12 protein-coding genes are annotated in these 18,919 nt (G+C 39.6%); 3 read left to right on the top strand and 9 right to left on the bottom strand.

The features are described from left to right. Positions 1-16 precede the first annotated feature (16 nt). The 8 genes from DVR12_RS07800 to DVR12_RS07765 are packed head-to-tail and all read right to left on the bottom strand — an operon-like array spanning position 17 to position 13,866. The gene (locus DVR12_RS07800) at positions 17-1,642 is read right to left on the bottom strand and encodes an IPT/TIG domain-containing protein (protein WP_116975074.1); all 1,626 of its coding nucleotides are present in this window, start codon (positions 1,640-1,642) and stop codon (positions 17-19) included. Positions 1,643-1,661: 19 nt separating this feature from the next. Continuing rightward, the gene (locus DVR12_RS07795) at positions 1,662-2,360 is read right to left on the bottom strand and encodes a fasciclin domain-containing protein (RefSeq protein ID WP_116975073.1); all 699 of its coding nucleotides are present in this window, start codon (positions 2,358-2,360) and stop codon (positions 1,662-1,664) included. A gap of 17 nt (positions 2,361-2,377) precedes the next feature. Next, the gene (locus DVR12_RS07790; RefSeq protein WP_116975072.1) at positions 2,378-3,862 is read right to left on the bottom strand and encodes a RagB/SusD family nutrient uptake outer membrane protein; all 1,485 of its coding nucleotides are present in this window, start codon (positions 3,860-3,862) and stop codon (positions 2,378-2,380) included. A 22-nt stretch (positions 3,863-3,884) separates the two neighbouring features. Beyond that, complete coding sequence (locus DVR12_RS07785; protein ID WP_116975071.1) at positions 3,885-7,118, bottom strand: SusC/RagA family TonB-linked outer membrane protein; 3,234 nt, start codon at positions 7,116-7,118, stop codon at positions 3,885-3,887. 38 nt (positions 7,119-7,156) lie between these two features. Further along, entirely contained in the window at positions 7,157-8,191 is a 1,035-nt protein-coding gene (locus tag DVR12_RS07780; RefSeq protein WP_116975070.1) for a DUF5007 domain-containing protein, read from the bottom strand. A gap of 10 nt (positions 8,192-8,201) precedes the next feature. Continuing rightward, positions 8,202-9,341, bottom strand: a complete 1,140-nt coding sequence (locus DVR12_RS07775; protein WP_116975069.1) for a carbohydrate-binding protein — start codon at positions 9,339-9,341, stop codon at positions 8,202-8,204. 14 nt (positions 9,342-9,355) lie between these two features. Continuing rightward, complete coding sequence (locus DVR12_RS07770; protein WP_158563230.1) at positions 9,356-10,840, bottom strand: RagB/SusD family nutrient uptake outer membrane protein; 1,485 nt, start codon at positions 10,838-10,840, stop codon at positions 9,356-9,358. A gap of 17 nt (positions 10,841-10,857) precedes the next feature. After that, positions 10,858-13,866 (bottom strand): SusC/RagA family TonB-linked outer membrane protein, encoded by a 3,009-nt coding sequence (locus tag DVR12_RS07765; protein WP_158563229.1) that lies wholly within the window; start codon positions 13,864-13,866, stop codon positions 10,858-10,860. Between the two features lie 1,086 nt (positions 13,867-14,952). On the opposite strand from DVR12_RS07765, the gene DVR12_RS07760 reads away from it, so the two are divergent. Continuing rightward, on the top strand, positions 14,953-15,669 hold the full coding sequence (locus DVR12_RS07760) for a hypothetical protein (protein WP_116975066.1): 717 nt from the start codon (positions 14,953-14,955) through the stop codon (positions 15,667-15,669). On the opposite strand, the gene DVR12_RS07755 is transcribed toward DVR12_RS07760, so the two are convergent. Beyond that, positions 15,662-16,645 (bottom strand): LuxE/PaaK family acyltransferase, encoded by a 984-nt coding sequence (locus DVR12_RS07755; RefSeq protein WP_116975065.1) that lies wholly within the window; start codon positions 16,643-16,645, stop codon positions 15,662-15,664. The genes DVR12_RS07760 and DVR12_RS07755 overlap by 8 nt on opposite strands. A gap of 150 nt (positions 16,646-16,795) precedes the next feature. Here DVR12_RS07755 and DVR12_RS07750 point away from each other — a divergent pair, with 150 nt between their 5' ends. Next, positions 16,796-17,254: a hypothetical protein gene (locus DVR12_RS07750; RefSeq protein ID WP_116975064.1), complete on the top strand. Its 459-nt coding sequence runs from the start codon at positions 16,796-16,798 to the stop codon at positions 17,252-17,254. Positions 17,255-17,349: 95 nt separating this feature from the next. Further along, positions 17,350-18,888, top strand: coding sequence for an acyl-CoA carboxylase subunit beta (locus tag DVR12_RS07745; RefSeq protein ID WP_116975063.1), 1,539 nt, complete (start codon positions 17,350-17,352; stop codon positions 18,886-18,888). Positions 18,889-18,919: the final 31 nt, after the last annotated feature.

Genomic DNA, 18,919 nt, shown 5'->3' with positions numbered 1-18,919 from the left:
CTGCTTTGCTCGCGTGTTATTGGTATTTAATCTTTACTAATCTTTGTACCGTACGGTAATCAAAGTTTGTCAAACTACCCACCATCAACAATGATTTCTCACCTTCAACCGGTATTATTTTCGAGATAAGACCAAAACTACCGTTCAGGAATGTTAAACCACCAGTTGTATTGTAAGTAGGATGAGGACTACCATCAGGATTCAGAACTATAAAACCATTGCGGTAATATTGTCCGAATTTAATAAAGGTACCATTCAGAATAATTTCTCCACCTGGCATCAAATCTGCATGTACTACTGCATCTTCAGTTCCCAGACCTACATTGAATGAAGGATCTACAGCCCCGTCTGCATTAATTCTTGTTACCCGCGGAGCTTTGGCGCCGCCATAGGTATTAAAGTTGCCAACAAGAATGATTTTGCCATCTGGCTGCCTGGTAAGACCAGTAACTTCTAAATCAGGTCCGGCAGCTGAACTGAAAGTATTATCCAGAGAACCATCAGGATTCAGACGTGCAATTCTATTGGCCGGCTGACCATTATAAGTTGTGAAACCACCTGCAATAAGAATTTTACCATCAGGTAACAGCAATGAGGTAGCGATAAAATCATTCGGACCTGGATTTCCACGATGATTTACCAAATCATAATTGAAAGTACTATCCAATGTTCCATCTCCATTTAGCCGGGCAATATTCCAGGAAACCTGTACGGAATCCAGATGCACTGAATCCAGCCCCTGATAGTTGAGCAACTGGTAATTAGGCTGAACAAAAAACCTGAATTTACCTACTGCCAATACTTTGGTCGACTTCAGATCAGCCCCTTCTATAACATCCATTTTATAAATCGATCCTGATAGTCCACCTTTGAGTGCAGAGGTTGTATACTCAGTATGTGTAACGTTATTGATTACTTTATCAGTAACCAGTCCACCGGTGGAGGCATAAATAGCAGCAATTGAGTTACAATTTGCTACAGTAGCAAAAGAGCTGAATGAACCTGCCACCAGATAATAAGGTGTGTTTTTCAACTCATAGCCGGATGTAACAGTACCATCACAACCATTTACCATTCCATTGGCAAATGTTTGGTCCCAGGTACCGTCAGCTTTAACTCTGACAACACTTTTCATTCCTTTTCCACTGTTATCCGTAGAACCATACCTGTTAAAATTCCCTACCATCAGATATTTATTACCCGAAATTGGAATGATGTCTGCAACGTAACCATTTGCCCCCTGTGAAGTACCCGGGTAATCTGTAACCATTTCGAAGACACCATTCACTCTAAAGAAAGGGCCATAATAATATTCCTGATTTACCAATACAGTAATATTTCCTGTTGCAGCAAATCCCGGCACCTTAAGCTTTGCAGTGGTATCAGTCAATTCTACAACTTCTGCTTTTACATTATTAAACAGAAAACTTATTTGGTCTTTATTCTTAAGGAAATTTTTTCCTCCCAGTGTAACTACATCACCCACCTTTCCGGAGGTCGGATTAAGTCCGTCCTTCTTCAGTGTAATGGCTGGTTGTACCTGATCTCCATATGGATTCTCACCGGAGGATTTAACTGCATCTTTTGTACAGGCAGTAAAACAACCTATCAAAAACGCATAGAAGTATATATATTTTTTCATACTGTGTCGTTAATTGAAATTATTGATTTATCAATGCCTGCTCTACGGCATCAGTAAAGTCACCTCTAAATCCAAACGTGTGTATAATCTTCAGTACATGCAAGACCCCATTTGTTGGCTGAATATCTGAAGAAGCCACCAATACCCATGGATTTGAAAGGAAATTGGAAGGATCGATGTTAATATCAGTAACCCTTAAAATACGGGCACCTACAGCCTCTACTCCACCATAGTCCTGATAGATCAACCCAATATTTAAAATGAAGCCGTTTCTGCTGATATAATTAATACCCGGATAGGCGTATATGTTATTAGGATCTACTCGGGCAAATTGTTTGGCCACGTGCTTTCCTTCAATAATATATCTTTCCAGAAACTTTTTCCAGATAATCGGAGGCACCTGGTCTAATGTCAAACTATCCTTGTAATATCTATTTCGATATCCGTTCAAAGCATTCATAGCTGTATAAATACTCTGATCTGTAGGACAAAAGAATGTCACATCCTCTTTCTCAAGTACTTCTTTCAGTCCGGCTCTTTGTACTATATAAGCTATCGTATCGAGTAATCCGGTATTACTTTTCTCGAGATACTGGTACATTGATCCATTATATTTTGGATTGGCCAGTCCTCCATCTTTATAATAATCCTTTTTACAGGAAGAAGTAAAGCAAGCGGCAATCAATAATATGCCAATAACAGGCAATAACTTTCTCATAGAAATACTTTTAACAGTTATTGTATCCAATATTGATTTCTGGTTAATAATGGGTTAGATGATACAGCTCCGGCAGAAATAGGCCACGTCCATCCTCCTCTGTCAAACTGATCCTGAGTCAGGTAATTTTCAGTGATATTCTTATCCAATATTCTGTGTGTTCTTACAAGATCGTACCATAGGTGCCCTTCTCCCATCATCTCTTTTTCTCTTTCAAAGAATACTGCATCCTGGAGTACCTGACCACCACCACCTGTATATTGTCTTGCACCTGCTCTGGTACGAACCATATTCAGTAATTTAACAGCTTCTGCATCATTGGTACCCAAATAAGACAATGCTTCTGCTCTTAGGAGTAATACATCGGCATATCTGAAGAAGATATAGTTGGCGTCGAAGTCACGGGAATCATGGTTTGTAACGGTATTAAATTTCATAAACATAGGAAACTGTGGTCTGCCAGATTCTGAATATGGATCTTCAAACCAAAGTGTTAATCTCTTATCACTTTCTCCTCTTGGATACATTCTTTCCATATGTTTTCTCATAGGAGTAATTTCAGAACCATATCCACCGTCAACACCCGCTCTGATATAAGGTTCATGTAATGTCCATTGAATAATCAGTGAGTGAGTTTGCTGGGCATTATAGTTATTATCCATGGAGAGCTCAAAGATACCTTCTTCTGAACGGCCCTTGAAGATGAGCGGATAAGATTCTTTTTCATATGGTAATAACACATACTGATTCAAGTCCTGAAGTTCTTTGATCAGTTTATCTGTTGCTTCGTAATGGCCATTCTCTTTGCCTTTATCAAAGCCGGCAGCCCACATATGGCAATGCGCCATAAGTGCTAAAGCACCGCCTTGTGTTCCTCTTACTGCCCTATTGGAAGGATCTTCATAGTTGAGAGGGAGGTCTTTATAGCTAGCCGCCACATCTTTCACTACAAAATCGAGCACCGTGAGCATCTTTTCTCTGGAGTGCATAGTAATATCATAAGCATCTGTTTGCAAAGGAACATCACCATACATTTTGCACATATAGTAGTAGATAAATCCACGTAAGAACTTCGCTTCAGCGATATACCGTTTTCTATCAACTTCTGAAAATGTAGCATCCTTAATTCCCGGAATACGATCAATAGCCAGGTTAGTGGAAGATATTGCTCTATAAAACTGAGTCCAGTCCTGAGGAATATCTGCATTATCTCCATTACCGGTATTCAGCAACCTGTTGGTACCTACTGCACGCAGATTATCTTTACCAAACCAGTTCCAGTTACCGGCTCTGAAATCTCCGTTATTATACATAATACCTGATTTGAAACGTTCAAGTACTATGCCGTATGCACCAATCATTGCACTTTCTACATCTTTCTTGGTTTTCCAGTAGTCATTACCGGAAAGCACATTCAGTGGTTTTACCTGTAAAAATTTTTTACAACTGTTAAATCCAATAGCACTGCATACCAATAAACCTATTATATACCATTTTTTCATGGGTAAATAATTTTAAACATCATTAAAATTGAGCACCAAAACCAATTGTAAAGCTGGTAGCGTTAGGATAACCATTGATATCATCTCTACCCAGCGACGAAACGGTTTCAGGGTTAGGACCAGAATATTTAGAGAACATGGCAACATTATATACAGTTCCGAAAGCTCTCAGAGCACGTAATTTCAATCTTCTCATGAAATCAAAATCTCTAAACTGGTACGCTAATGTTATCTGGTTAATTTTCAGATAAGAACCATCTTCCTGGAAGAGTGTCTGATCCTGACGATTAGGCTGAACAACATTATCATGATCGAATGATCCAACCAACGCAGGGTTTGAAGCATTCACACCCAGGCTTTTCCAGTAGTCGATCGTCGTATAATCGTAAACGTTAACCGGTTTATTATCGTAAGAGGTGAGATTTGCATATCTGAGTCTGTTAATCCTGTAAGACATTGCATTATTCAGGATACTACGTTTCATCAGATAGCTGGCATTAATATTCAAAGAGAACATCTGATAGGACAGAGTTGTATTAATACCACCAGTAACTAACGGATCAGGATTACCTGTAACTACATAATCAGCATCATTAATAATATAATCTCCATTCTTATCTACCCACATCGGATCTCCGGCCTGTAAATAAACCCCTGTGTTTCCACTAGTTCTTAGGCGAGTACCTGTGATAGGATCAACCGGCACTTGTGAATTGCTTGTATAAATACCTTTTGTATCATAGAGATAATTGCTCAGAGGATTGCGACCCACTTTCAACACCATAGACTGTTTGGTATTATTATCATACCAAAGGTAGAATGGCGCATCTCCTGGCAACTTAGTCAACACTCCTTTGTTTATTGCTCCATTGATGCTTAATGTCCAGTTAAAACCTCTAGGTTTAAGGCTGGTTATTGGTCGGGTAGTAATAGACAATTCGTGTCCGTAATTCACTACAGCAGCACCATTTACCTGCATTTTAGCAAAACCGGTAGTGCTGGATAGCAATTGTTCTCTAACCAGGTTATAGTTGTTTTTATAGTAGGTATCGTAAATAATCTCTAGCTTGCTTTTAAACAATCCCAGATCCACACCGAAGTTTACCTGCGAAGATTTTTCAGGTTGCATATTTGGGTTTGCTACCACTGAGAAATCAGGTGTAATAGACACACCGTTATTATAAGCATAGTCATTAATCTTATAAATACCCAGGGTATTCAAAATAGTAGCTGTAGGACGTGAGTTGTAACCATATGTTGTACGCACAGATCCATAATCCAGCCAAGACCATCTGCGCATCAGGTTTTCTTTACCGAAGTTCCAACGAAAACCTACTGAAGGGTTTTGGGTATATGGATTATTAATACCTGCAGAAGAGTTACCATCCAAACGGTAAGCCAGATCCAGGTTATACTTTGTTTTATAGTTATAGGAAAAGAAACCGGCCCATGAAGCTGAGTGATAAACATAAGATACAGGAGTACCATTATCATTAATTCCACCTGCATCATTCCAAACGTTTCCTGGATAGAAACGTGGAGAATATCCGCGTGGGCCCCAATAGTAATCACTAGGTCCATTACGTACATCTCTTATATGCTGGTTATCGGTTTTGATATTTATCTCACTAAATACACTGGCATAAATATTATGACCTTTTTCATTGCTCTTTCTGTCTGAATTATACGTATAGTTAATACCGTTACGAGTGTTTAATTCATCATGACGACCAACAAAACCATAGAGTAAGGTCTGGTTATTGTTTGTAAAGGCCATATTGAATCGGTCACGGGTATCTGTATAAAAATCGTAGGAAGTAGTTGAGTTTAATCTGAAGTTTGGCATAAACTCATAATCCATATCTAAGAAAGCGCGAATGTTAAGGGTATTGTTATCATCTATATTGCTTTGGTAACCATCCAGCTGTGGATTTCCGATAAATTTAGAAGGACCAGGCAATAAAGAAGAAGTAAAGGCATTACCAGCTCCGTTACCAGTTAAACCACCACCATTACCGCGTTGTTTCTGACCCAATGCACTGAATAACTGAGCACCAATACGCAGTTTCTGACTAGGTTGCATATTCAACTGAGTATTCAGACTATACTTATTAAAACCTGTATTTTTAATAATACCCTGGTTCAGCTGATAGGCAAAGTTGGCTTTATAGTTCAATTTTGGATCTCCACCACTTACCTGAAGGTTGTTGTTGGAGTTGAGGGTGGTTTGATAGAATAAAGCCTGCCAGTCTGTTGAGTTATTATAGAAAGCATTCAAACTATCTGTCAAAAACTGGGAGTCATCATTACTAAGCATTTTACGAGCTTCCTGCAGATCTTTGGATGCTGCCATAATTGTAGCAATCCTGAAGGCACGCTCCGTATTACCACCAATAGTAGCACGTAACTGAGGCGCTTTGTTCATAAAAATGCTACTATTCAGATCGATTCTGGGAGTAGGTGAATTTCCTTTTTTGGTTGTTACTACGATTACCCCGTTTGCTCCTCTGGAACCATAAAGTGCAGTAGCCTGCGCATCTTTCATGATTTCTATCGACTGTACGTCTTCCGGCGGAATCAGGGCAAGCGGACCAGTAGCAGCACCTGGCTGCAACATGCTTTGGGAAATACCTCCGTCAAAGTCTACCGGTACGTTATCAATTACCAACAGCGGGTTATTGGTAGCCAGATATGCCTGATCACCACTTCCACTTAATTCGAGCTGTGAAATACCTCTGATAGATAATGTTCCGCGGAATCCTGGAGCTCCTGAGTTATTCTGGATATTCAAACCTGCAACCTTACCTTGTAACAATTCCTGAATATTACCTACCGGAGCATCTTGCAAGGCTTTACCATCAATTACCGCAACCGAACCAGATACTGTTTCTTTAATACGCTTCTGATAACCTACTACAATCGCTTCCTTCAGAGATTTATTCTCTGCATTCAGAGAGATATTTAACGTAGCTGTACCAGCGCTCAACTTCACAGTTTCAAACTTATATCCTAAATATCTGAACTGAACAGATTTATCAGGAACTGTAGTGAAAGTGAAATGACCTGTTCCATCGGTCACCCCAAGTCCTTTATTATTTTTTAAATCTACTATTGTTACACCCGGGATACCTTCTTTATTAGAGGCATCTACTACCCTTCCTTTATAGGTCACAGCTGTTTGTGCTACAGCCACCTGACCCAATCCTGCCAATACTACCAACAGGAATAACAGTATATGTATGTACCGTTTACTCATGGCACGAAGTTTTTAATGTTTGTGAAATCAATGACAGATTAATCGTTTTCAAATCGGATATTCTTGTTGAACTTGACAATAACATCCCAGGCTCCCGCTCTAAAAAATGCTAAGGGAACATATATATTACTAATACTTCTCTGACCTTGAAAACGGCGCTCGAACGCAAGTGTTATTCCGGATCTTTCTCCGAATAAGTCGGCCATAATCGGGTAAGGATTAGTTCTGTCATAAGTCACAACAGTGCTATCTTCACTAAATCGACGATTAAATGAAATCGGTACATTCAGATTCGCTATAACACTGAAATATTTTAGACTATCCCATGTAGTTTTATTCATTTTAGACAAAGAAATAGGCAAAGAATCTTTATTGAACATTTTTATTGAAAAAGTGTTAGTTGCACTACTTTTCCATCTGTACCAGATTACTGCATCTTCGTCTTTTAAATTATTATTCTGATCATCCTGTACGTTATTTAAACTTGGGCGTGGATAATTGTAATTACTACCATTTTTTGTACGCTCTCCTGTTACATCATCAAAGTACCAAGGCTCATAAGGGCGCGGACGACGTACATGCAGCTTAAACTTCTGGAATGTTTTTTTGCCACCGTCATTGCTCACCACTACATCAAAAACGTAGTTACCTGGTTTTACAACAGCTGTATCTACAGGCCAGTAAACAATATCTCCGGAAGTAGCCCTTACATCAAAAGCCGGACGTTTGGCTGTTGTACGTTTTGCCTCAATTTCAGCTACACTTTTTTCCAAACCTGAATAATAATCTTTCCATTGAGCTGCATCTACCTGAGTAAATAATTCAGGAGCAGGACTACCGTCTTCATGTGTAGCATTGGTAATCTCCACCTTCATCGGTTGGGTAGAATTAGCCGGATTGAAAATGCTTATAAAAGAATTGATACGGTCAGGATACACTATAAAATCACTTTTAGAGAAATTACAGTCTTTATTAAAATACGGTTTCTCTCCCGGTAGCAGTTGTTTGTAACAACCGCTGATAACAAGAGAAATAAATCCTGCTATTAATATGCGGTATACATGCTTATTCATTACTGGTCTTTTAAAGTTTTTTGAAGATCATCCTGTGAAGATTCAGGTTTGCTTGTTTAATCCTAACAAACAAGAAGTGTTTTCCTTGTGGTAAAGTGCAGGTACTAATATTAGATCTCCAGGTCTGCCATCCGCCAGTAGACGGGGTAGGAATATCTGGTGATACTCTGTTACCATCAATTTCCAGATAAATAATACCATCACCACCTCCAGCAGTTCTTAAATTAACCTCATAATCTCCTGCTTCAGCAATATCAACAGTATATCTCAGCCAATCGCCTCCGGTGGTCCAACCAACATTATATAAGCCGCCCTTACTCACTTGTGCATCTCCGGTAGAACAGGTTTCGGTACCCGGATCATCAGGTCTGTAGGCATGGCCCCCAGATGCATTGGCTACTCTGTAGGCAATATTCACAGGTCCTTCATCAAAATCTGCTGCATTTACAATTCCCGGAATAGGAATAGGGAATCCTAAGTACGGCCCCTGGAATGGTTCAAGAGATTTCGGAAATGCCATACCAGTGAAGGAGTTAAATCCAAATACATGGCGTTCTTCAAGAATGTGTATAATTCCGTTCTTTGTTTTGATATCCGCATTTTGAGTATAGGCAAAACTCCAGTTACGAACAAATCTTGAATTATTCTTATCACTATACTGTAACAAAACAGTTCCACCTCCAACTGCTCCGGAAGCATTGGTTTTAACGGTTTTACCGTTCATTTCTCTACCATACAATGATACAAGATTACTTCCGTCTGCATAGTTTAATGAATCAGCTGTTACATTACCTCTGAGCATATATCTGCGCAACAAACTATCCCATACTATCAACGGAATACTGTCTATAGTCCAGTTACCTGCACTGTCCATTTTTTCTCTTGTATAGTTCAGATTCCTGATAGCAGCCTGTATACTGTTATCCTGAGGTACGAAAAATGTAATGTTTTGTGATTTTAAAGTATCCGTAAGATGCACCCTATCGATCAACAACAATAATGTATCGTATAACCCTCCCTGTTGTTTCAGGAAATCATATGTACTTACATCTGTTGCTGAAAGCGGGCTGCTATGACGATAGTCTTGCATTCCCTTCTTACAGGCAAAAAGACCGGTTATAACGAGAAATATTATTAAAACTCTTTTCATGGCAAATGATTTAATTACTTCCAGAAGCTGTTTTGAATCAGAGCACGGTTATTATTAAGCGCACTTTGTGAAATAGGCCATAAAGCGGCTCCTTTATCTACCTCTTCCTGTGTGAGTGGTGTTTGTTCGGCGATTTTGTTAAAGTGTACCAAATCATACCAATACCAGCCTTCACCTATCAGTTCACGACGACGTTCCAGGAAGATTGCATTAATCAAATCCTTCCCATCGGTTTCTACTTTAACATCTCTGAGCCCACGTTTATTTCTAACAGCATTCAAATCAGCCTGGGCAAGATCTTTCATTCCCTGTCTTGCTCTGGCTTCTGCTCTCAGCAAAAACAATTCTTCATATCGGAAAATCACAATAGCAGAAGAATAAAAGTCAAGCGGATTAGTAGCAAGGTCACTATTCAACTGTCTTAATTTATAGAACATCGGATAAACATCCTCCATCTTTGTAAACCAGTTAGCAAGTCTTTGCTCATGTGCTTCTCCGTAAATTTTCAGGATACTGTCTTTTGATACGTAAATCTCAGATTCCCTTTTAGGAATATAGGGTTCTCTTAAAGTCCAGTCTTCCAATTGCCCGGTTGTTGAAATTTCAGCATGGTCCAGGTTCATATCCACCTGGAAAATGTTACCATTATTTCTTCCTCTGAAAGTTCCATCGATTCGCGATACATCTGTGGTATTGGTGAAGTCGTACTGGGTGTTAGACTTTGCGTCTACTACCAGATTAGCATATTTTAAGGTATTCGGATAATCTCCTTTCCAAGCATAGATATGTGCGGCAAGGGTATACACCATTCCTTTGGTAATAGTAATAGAACGATGGTGATCAACACCTTGTCCGCGATATTGGCCAGGAGCTTCCGGGAACGAGCCATCATATCTCCATGGTAAACCATCAAAAGCTGACAATGCCTGTTGAGCAGCAAAATCCAATACCTTACGCCAATCTTCTCTGGCAATTGAAGTAGTGGTACCATCTCCAGCTTTAGTTACCAAAGGAACATCACCCCAGATTCTTACCATATAATAGTAAAGAAATGAACGGATATAAATAGCTTGGGAACGATCGCAATTCATTTCATTTTGTGAATAACGATAGTCACGACCCGGTATTAGAGGAAGCTTTTCAATAGTAGTGTTACACTGGGCAATAGCAGCATAGAATCTGCGCCAGTCGCGCCACTGATCCATTGTAGTAAAGCTCGCATTCAGATTACTTGCGGTAACAGCTTTGAGATCTTCTCTTTTTGTTACGGTAAAATCATTTCCTCTTAATTCTCCATGCACCCAGTAAGCATTTTCATTAGCAAGTGCAGCTCTCATCAAGCCATAACAGGCAGATAATCCCGAACGGGCATCATTCTTGTTTTGCCACATATTTACTTCAGTCACTGCTCTGTGCGAAGTAGCATCCAGCATCTTCTTACAGGAAGGAGTGCTAATTGCCAGCAAAGCAAAGAGTGTAGCAACAACAATATTTTTCATAATCATGTTTTTTAACATCAGAATTGAAAATTAAATCCAAGCGTATAACTGCGTGGAGCAGCCCAGTTATAATATCCTTGATCATATCCGAAATAGCTTACTGCTTCAGGATCACCGCCTTTATATGGAGTGATAGTTAAAAGATTGTTGCCTGTAGCGTAGATACGAATATTCTGGATATGACGCTCTTTCATCCATTGGCTATGGAGTGTATACGCCAGCGTTAGTGAGCGTAATTTCACATAAGATCCATTCTCAAGGAATAGTGTCTGGTTAGGTTGATAAGCGGCAATCGGGCTCCACGGATTATACATAGGGATTTTGCTGTAATCTCCTTCTACTTTAGACCACCAGGCAATCTCTTTAATACCTTTGATATCATTGGATGCTTCTCTGTTTACAAAATCAAAACGATTGGCCAATGCTTCGTTTATGATCTTACGGCCAAAAGCGTAAGTAAACAACGCAGAAGCTTCCCAGTTTTTATATCTTACAGTGTTACTGAACCCTCCAGTTGCAGCAGGAGATAAACGACCTTTCAGCTCACGGTCCTGGTCATCAATATTATAATCGCCATTCAAATCTTTCCATTTTGGATCACCTTTCTTCAACTCTACTCCCTGGTAAGACATACGCTTACCGGTTTTAGGGTTCACAGGCACTTCACTGTCTGAGTTATAAATACCTTCGTTGACCAGTAACCAATACCTGTCTGTAGGCAAGCCTACAACAAAACGATGATCATTCATCTTTAACTCAGTAAGCCCGTCAGGTAAGGCCATTAGTTTATTCTGATTAGTATAAACGTTCAGACCAGCAGTCCACTGAACATCATTTTTACGAATGATGTCACCTTCAATGCTGAATTCATAACCATAGTTTTTGATAGACATACCATTCTTCAGAATACCGGTATATCCTTCTTCTTCCATAGTAGGAATTTTTACAACCAGGTTTTTATCAACTTTTGAATAAACATCCACTGATGCTCTCAACCTGTCCTTAAACAGAGCGAGATCTATTCCCAGATTTGCCTGGTTTACATATTGCCAGGAAGTACCAGGAACAACATAACCTGTTCCATAGGCAACGTTAAGTATAGGGAAACCATTATAGGTTGCCATATTTGGAGTACCATTCCAACCGGCATCCACATTATAGATAGGACCACCTTTGTAGTATTCATCCATCATTAGTCTGCCTACCTTACCATAACTTGCTCTTAAGTTCAGGTTGGAAACTGTTGCATTGTCTATCAGGAAATTTTCTTTAGAAATTTTCCATGCACCAGAAATGGTTGGAGACATTAACCAGCGATGATCTGCATCGAGGTAGGAAGTACCATCTCTTCTAACATACAGAGAGACGAAATATTTCTGATTGTAATTATAGCCGATGTTAGCATACATAGAAGCCAATCTCGATTCTGTAAAGTCTTTGGTGTTAAAGGACAGGCGGAAATTCGCGAAACGTCCGGTATGCGCGTTATCATCACCAGGCACATATATTTTCACATAATCACTACTACCTCTGTAGGCTTTACCATAATCGTAACGCCATTTATCCCATTGGTTATATTGTCCGGCTGTTATTTCGAGGTTATGTCTGTTTAAAAATGAATTCGTATAACGTATAGAGTTATCCAAAATCATTCCGCGGTTCAGTCCATCAAAATTCGAAACAAAGGCATTTCCTTCACCCAGGGAAGTTGGTACGAAGAAATCGCGGAAATTCTGATTGTAGTCAATAGCAAAGCGGGTATTCCACTGCCAGTGATCATTCAATACATATTTAAGATTGGAAATGATACGTGCTGTATTATTTCTGTTCTTGTTAACTGTATTTTCAAGGTCGGTATAATACTGCTGCAGATATTTTCTGTTCGGAGAAATAGGCGCCTCATAGTTGAACAGGTAATCTTCATCTCCTGCTCTGTCGCGTATGAATTCATTACGCTTTCTGTTCATACTGGCACCGTATACCTGAGTTGAAAAAACAAGTCCCTTCAATGGCTGGATATTAATACCGAAGCTTACATTGTAGCGAGAAAACCCTGTTTTATCATAAACACCTTGTTCAGAAGCCTGTCCAATAGTGAAGCGGAAGTTGGCCATAGGAGTACCTCCTGTAACAGCCGCCTGGATACCATTGGTAAAACCATTTCTGAAGTAAAGTTCATCCCAGTTGGATGGGCCGTAATAACGATCCTGGGAAGAATCCGCCAGATACTTAGGGAAGGCACGCCATTGGTTATCATCGGCGTACATACGATAAAATGGCAGACGGAAATCGCTTTCATATCTGGCATTAATTACGTCTACTGTTGGCTTTTGGGAAAAACCAGCATAAGCATTTACGGATACATTCATTTTACCTGGATGCGAACCTTTGGTGGTTATTTTAATAACACCATTTGCTGCATTAGGTCCATAAATGGCACTTGCACCAAAGTCTTTTAATACTTCAATACTTTCTATGTCATTCATATTAAGGTATCCTAATAAATTGGTTTCGGTACCGTTCCTGTTAAAATCAAAACGCTGAATATCGTATGCAAAAGCATGTTCGTTAGTTAATGGAACACCATCAATTATATAAGTAGGCTGAATATAAAATATGTCTTTATTCCCTAACAGCAAGGAAGAAGCACCTCTGATAACAACGCTGTTACGCTTTCCTGGTTCTGCAGAAGGAGTACGTACATCTACCCCGGTAGTTCTGCCAATCAACATTTGATCAATAGAAATATAAGGTAGTTTAGTTACTTCATTCATATTCACTCCAGAAACTGCACCGTTGGCATTTGTACGGAGAAATATTTCGTTGTTGGGAATGTAGCCAAGAGAATCCCGCTTATCGGATTTCACTCTGGCAAGAAGAATGGAGTCCCTTGTCGAGTTATTAGTTTTATCATCACTTTTGCTCTTATAGAATGTACTGCGCTGCGCTACCGCTTGCGTACATACCAACAAAAATGCAGAAAATAAATAAACTCTCCTTGGGAGGAAAAAGTAAATGTATTTCATACTTGCAATATTTAGGAAAGAGAATCCCGGGCTGTAAAAGCTATCTTTACAGCAGTAATAAATTTTACGATAAATAGTAGGCAAAAAGCTCCCATCTGCATCCGACATTCAATGTCGGGACACAGCAATACGTCATGGAATACCAAGCAGCATAGGTAACCGCTATTAATGCAGATAATACCTTCTAACTAGAAACATAACGCACCGGGAAATGCTTAAGGGCAGCGTGTGTCCCTTAATGGTAGTGGTGAATGTAGAACCATGTACAAATAATTAATTAAACGTGAAATTTTTTTTCCGAACGCAAATGCTGGTTTTCAATATTTGCTAGTATGAAGGCACAAGAATTACACATACATCGGGGCGCTCACTGTCCGTCAATACTATCAATAATTACTATCAATGCTATTTAAATTCTGGTTGTTTGTTAACGCTACAATTCAAATGTAGTTAGCTAAAAGGATTTTTCATAGTTTTTTGTTAAATATTTTAAAAAAATTTTCCCGCGTAAATCTTGTCGTTTTAAATTTTTATTAGAAATAGAGATTTTTGGATTATTATTTATTAAAAATTGATTTTAGACCCGCTATTTAAATCCACAAATTTAAGCGTCAAAATTACGTATATACCATACCGTTAATTTTAGCTGAAACGTTTAACTACATTTGATTTAAACAAACAACACCAACTACACTGCACATATCTTGTCTTGTAGTTAATTTCTGATCCTATCCTTCTCTCCAACGTAAATGGTTACTTTTTAAATTTTCTTTTTATCATTAATTCAACTTTTACACCACTTCAATCTTTAATTATCATGATCCTATTTTCACGATTTCAATCATATATTTAGTGTAGAAATTTTTTTGCTCAATTACCTTTTACAAAATTAAGTTAACAGCATTTTTCTTCTTCTAATATCTATTACAACCAACTAATTGCGTCAACTAATTTGTCTACTATTTTCAGGATTCTATTTAATTTTATATTGATGAAACAACAGAAGATTTAAGGCTCCAAAGTGGGATTCCTTATTTTATCCTATTTTTGGGCCGTACCCAATGAAATAAGATATAAAATTGGCTCATGAAAAATGAAATGTCGCCAGTCACGTCCGTATACTTTGTAACATTGTTAAAAGCATATTTACGTGGAACTAAAACAAAAAAGGAAGTTGTAGATGAGCTTCAGCAAATAACACCTCTATCTATGGAGCAAGTGGCGGAAATGGAAGTCAGCCGCCTGTTGTATGCTACTGCAAATAAACTGAACGAACATTTTTACCAGGAAATTGTAACAACACTTTCTCAATCGGCCGATACTACCCCTACCCGGGAAGGGATCATCCACCAATTGCAGGCTTTAATAAATGAACAAATAACAATAAGTGAGTTTTACCAGTGGGCTACCTGGCATAATACCCCCGAATCGGACGACGAAAGCGTTTTCTTTAATGATATTGCTGTCGATTACTTCTGTACCCAACTCATGCCTGCCACTAAGGGCCTGCTAACATTAGCTCAATATCAGCAGGTTCTTAAAATATTTCAAGCCAATCCACCTAACTCGATGCGGGATAAGGTAGCATTGGTACTACTACCTGAAAACGAAAAACAACGCTTCCTGTTCTATCTGGGAGATTATATCCAGGGGCATTCATCAGCCGAACAATTAGATGTTTACCTGCTGCATAAATTTGGGATGGATCATCAATCCTTTCCCTATATGGCCGACCTCTCGGCAATCACACATAATCCGGGTAAGCTCCCGTCGCTGCTTAAACTGGCTGCCATGATCAGCTAACCATCAAACTACATCCTCTTAAAGCTGAATTATCTAAACGGCCAAGTACTTCAAAACGGCCATCAGCATGCATTTTGCCAATATCGTCCGTGGCAATAAACGCACAGGAATAAATATTGGCCAGATCTATGACATTAATAACCCCTGCACCTGCCCGATCAGACAACTGAAAAGGGTCGTTTTCATCCCGCAGTAATACTTTCATCCAGGATGGCGTTTCAAACAAACCATTCCCCATCGAATAGGCCTGTGACAATAATTCTGTCATCCCATATTCTGAATGGATCACCTGAACGCCTAATCTTTCTGTCAGATATTCATGCACTTCCTGCCGGGTCCATTCTTCTCTCCGCCCTTTCATACCCCCTGTTTCCATCACTATAGTATGCTCCAGCTTTAGCTCATACTTTTCAGCAAAATCCAATAATCCAAAGGTTACCCCTATTAATAAGGTCTTTTGCTTCCTCTTTTCCAGCTCTTTCAGTTGCTGAAAAAGGGCTTCATGCTCATATAAATAAAATCCACTTTCCGGCTGGTTGCTTAAAACCACCATTTCCTGAACCATTTTCACCAGGGAAGAATGTTGCCTTTCGAGGTAGGAGGGTAATAACCCTACAATCACATAATCTGTCACTGAGCCATACATTTGCTCGAATGTGGTCATGAAACTCCTGGTATATATATCTGCTTCCTTAACCAGGTGCCGGCTGTTCACCGTCTGGGTGGTTCCACTGCTCTCAAAAATCAGTTCCGGTTCAAATTGCCCGCATACCACTGTATGAGACTTAAAAAACTGGATTGGAAGAAAAGGTATCTCCAGGAGGCTGCGAACATTCTCAGGCCTTATATTTAAGGCATTGACATATGCCTGATAAATAGCATTTTCCTGGTATTGGTACTGAAATAACTCCAATGCCACTGATTCCAGGTCATTTGCCCCCAATGAAAATATACGATCTGATAACGCCATGCTCATGTGAAAAAACTTACTTAAACGACGCAAAGGTAGGGAGAAGAATAAATCTCCCCGTTTTCAGTAACAAATGTTTGAAAAAAACGTTTTGATAAAGATGAATAGTGATATCTGAATATTTGTATATTTCCTAAATTAATGTAGGTTTGTTTTATGAAGAAACTACTCCTTTCGTTCCTGTTGCTTGGATCATTGTTTGCCTGTAAGAAGGATAAAGTCGGTACTAAACCTGTCATTTCCTTCCTTCGATTTGGACTACCTTCAGTTGATAGTACTACTTCCCAGCTTGATGTAGTTTTCCGGGTAAAGGATGGAGATGGAGATATAGAAAACAGTATCAACTGGAAAATTAACTATGAGCAGCCACTTCCCGACCCTGTCGACAAGTTTGAAGTATGGCAGATGCCAGGCATAGGTGCAAATAAGGGGAACAGTGTTAATGCAGAAGTGACCATGCGGATGCAATCCATCGACTTCAAGGGATGGGTCGAAGATAGAGGTGCCCGCCCGGATAGTCTCTGGCTCACCGTTTTTGTACTGGATAATGCAGGAAACTCCAGTGATACGATTAATACTCCCAAAATCGTTATCTACAAAAAAAGAAACCAATAATTATAAATCAGTCCATTATATAAAAAAGCAAAGGGTAATCGCCCTTTGCTTTTTGTTTTATCCTTACCTTTACTTCTACCGTTTATTTTTTGCATATGGATAAAATAGAAGAGTTACAGTCGAAGATCTCCGAGGCTATGCTAGGTGGAGGCGAAGTACGTATTGCTTCCCAGCATAAAAAAGGTAAACTTACCGCCCGGGAAAGATTACAGCTTTTAATGGATGAAGGTTCTTTCGAGGAGTTAGACATGCTGGTTACTAACCGGAACAGGGGCTTAACCACCGATCAGGAACAATTTCTTGGAGATGGCGTAGTTACAGGCTACGGCACTATCAACGGCCGGCTCACCTATGTATTCTCTCAGGATTTTACAGTTTATGGCGGTAGTTTGTCTGAACCCCATGCCCGTAAAATCTGCAAAATAATGGACCTGGCTATGGAAAATGGCGCTCCGGTTATCGGATTAAACGATAGTGGAGGTGCCCGCATCCAGGAAGGAGTTGTTAGCCTGGGTGGATATGCCGATATCTTCTATCGCAATACCAGAGCTTCCGGAGTAATTCCACAAATCTCAGCTATTATGGGCCCCTGCGCAGGAGGTGCTGTATATTCCCCTGCGATTACCGACTTTATTATGATGGTGGAACAAACTTCCTATATGTTTGTAACAGGCCCGAATGTGGTAAAAACCGTTACACACGAAGAAGTTACCTCTGAAGAATTAGGCGGTGCTCAAACCCATGCCAGTAAAAGCGGGGTAACCCACTTTGCCTGCAGCAACGAAATTGAATGTATTCAATATATCAAACAATTATTAAGCTACATCCCTCAGAACTGCGAAGATACAGCACCTGTATATCCGTATACTCCCGGAGATGAAGTAAGAGAAGTACTGAATACCCTCATTCCGGCTAATCCCAATCAGCCGTACGACATGAAAGAAGTCATAGAAGCCCTTGTAGATAAAGACAGCTTCTTTGAAGTACATAAAAACTTTGCAGAAAACATGATAGTGGGCTTCGCCCGTATCGCCGGCAGAAGTATCGGAATTGTTGCCAATCAACCTGCCCACCTGGCCGGAGTATTGGATATTCACGCCTCCGTAAAAGGTGCAAGATTCACCCGCTTCTGCGATGCCTTTAATATTCCATTACTAGTACTGGTAGATGTACCTGGATTTTTACCTGGCACCGACCAGGAATGGAATGGTATTATTACCAATGGCGCTAAATTGCTCTTTGCACTTAGTGAAGCAACTGTTCCTAAACTTACCGTTACTACCCGTAAAGCATATGGCGGCGCTTACTGTGTAATGAACTCCAAACATATTGGTGCAGATTTAAATTACGCCTTCCCACAAGCCGAAATTGCCGTTATGGGGGCCAAAGGAGCTGTAGAAATCATCTATAAAAAGGAAATCGACAATGCGCCTGACCCTGAAGCCAGAATGAACGAACTGGTGGCTGACTATACAGAAAAATTTGCCAATCCTTACCTGGCTGCAGAAAAAGGCTATATAGATGAGGTTATTAAACCTGATCAAACCCGTATTAAACTGATTAAAGCCTATAAAATGCTGGAAAACAAAGTGGTTTCAATGCCAAGAAAAAAACACGGTAACATCCCACTGTAAGTTCATTTCTCGCAAAGAAGCAGAGATTAAT

Source organism: Chitinophaga silvatica, from assembly GCF_003419895.1.
Classification (GTDB): Bacteria; Bacteroidota; Bacteroidia; order Chitinophagales; family Chitinophagaceae; genus Chitinophaga; species Chitinophaga silvatica.
This window is presented reverse-complemented; position numbering and strand designations above follow the sequence as displayed.

Excerpts from the sequence above, each read along its gene's own strand:
- DVR12_RS07800 (WP_116975074.1), bottom strand. The coding sequence starts at position 1,642 with ATGAAAAAATATATATACTTCTATGCGTTTTTGATAGGTTGTTTTACT.
- DVR12_RS07795 (WP_116975073.1), bottom strand. The coding sequence starts at position 2,360 with ATGAGAAAGTTATTGCCTGTTATTGGCATATTATTGATTGCCGCTTGC.
- DVR12_RS07790 (WP_116975072.1), bottom strand. The coding sequence starts at position 3,862 with ATGAAAAAATGGTATATAATAGGTTTATTGGTATGCAGTGCTATTGGA.
- DVR12_RS07785 (WP_116975071.1), bottom strand. The coding sequence starts at position 7,118 with ATGAGTAAACGGTACATACATATACTGTTATTCCTGTTGGTAGTATTG.
- DVR12_RS07780 (WP_116975070.1), bottom strand. The coding sequence starts at position 8,191 with ATGAATAAGCATGTATACCGCATATTAATAGCAGGATTTATTTCTCTT.
- DVR12_RS07775 (WP_116975069.1), bottom strand. The coding sequence starts at position 9,341 with ATGAAAAGAGTTTTAATAATATTTCTCGTTATAACCGGTCTTTTTGCC.
- DVR12_RS07770 (WP_158563230.1), bottom strand. The coding sequence starts at position 10,840 with ATGAAAAATATTGTTGTTGCTACACTCTTTGCTTTGCTGGCAATTAGC.
- DVR12_RS07765 (WP_158563229.1), bottom strand. The coding sequence starts at position 13,866 with ATGAAATACATTTACTTTTTCCTCCCAAGGAGAGTTTATTTATTTTCT.
- DVR12_RS07760 (WP_116975066.1), top strand. The coding sequence starts at position 14,953 with ATGAAAAATGAAATGTCGCCAGTCACGTCCGTATACTTTGTAACATTG.
- DVR12_RS07755 (WP_116975065.1), bottom strand. The coding sequence starts at position 16,645 with ATGAGCATGGCGTTATCAGATCGTATATTTTCATTGGGGGCAAATGAC.
- DVR12_RS07750 (WP_116975064.1), top strand. The coding sequence starts at position 16,796 with ATGAAGAAACTACTCCTTTCGTTCCTGTTGCTTGGATCATTGTTTGCC.
- DVR12_RS07745 (WP_116975063.1), top strand. The coding sequence starts at position 17,350 with ATGGATAAAATAGAAGAGTTACAGTCGAAGATCTCCGAGGCTATGCTA.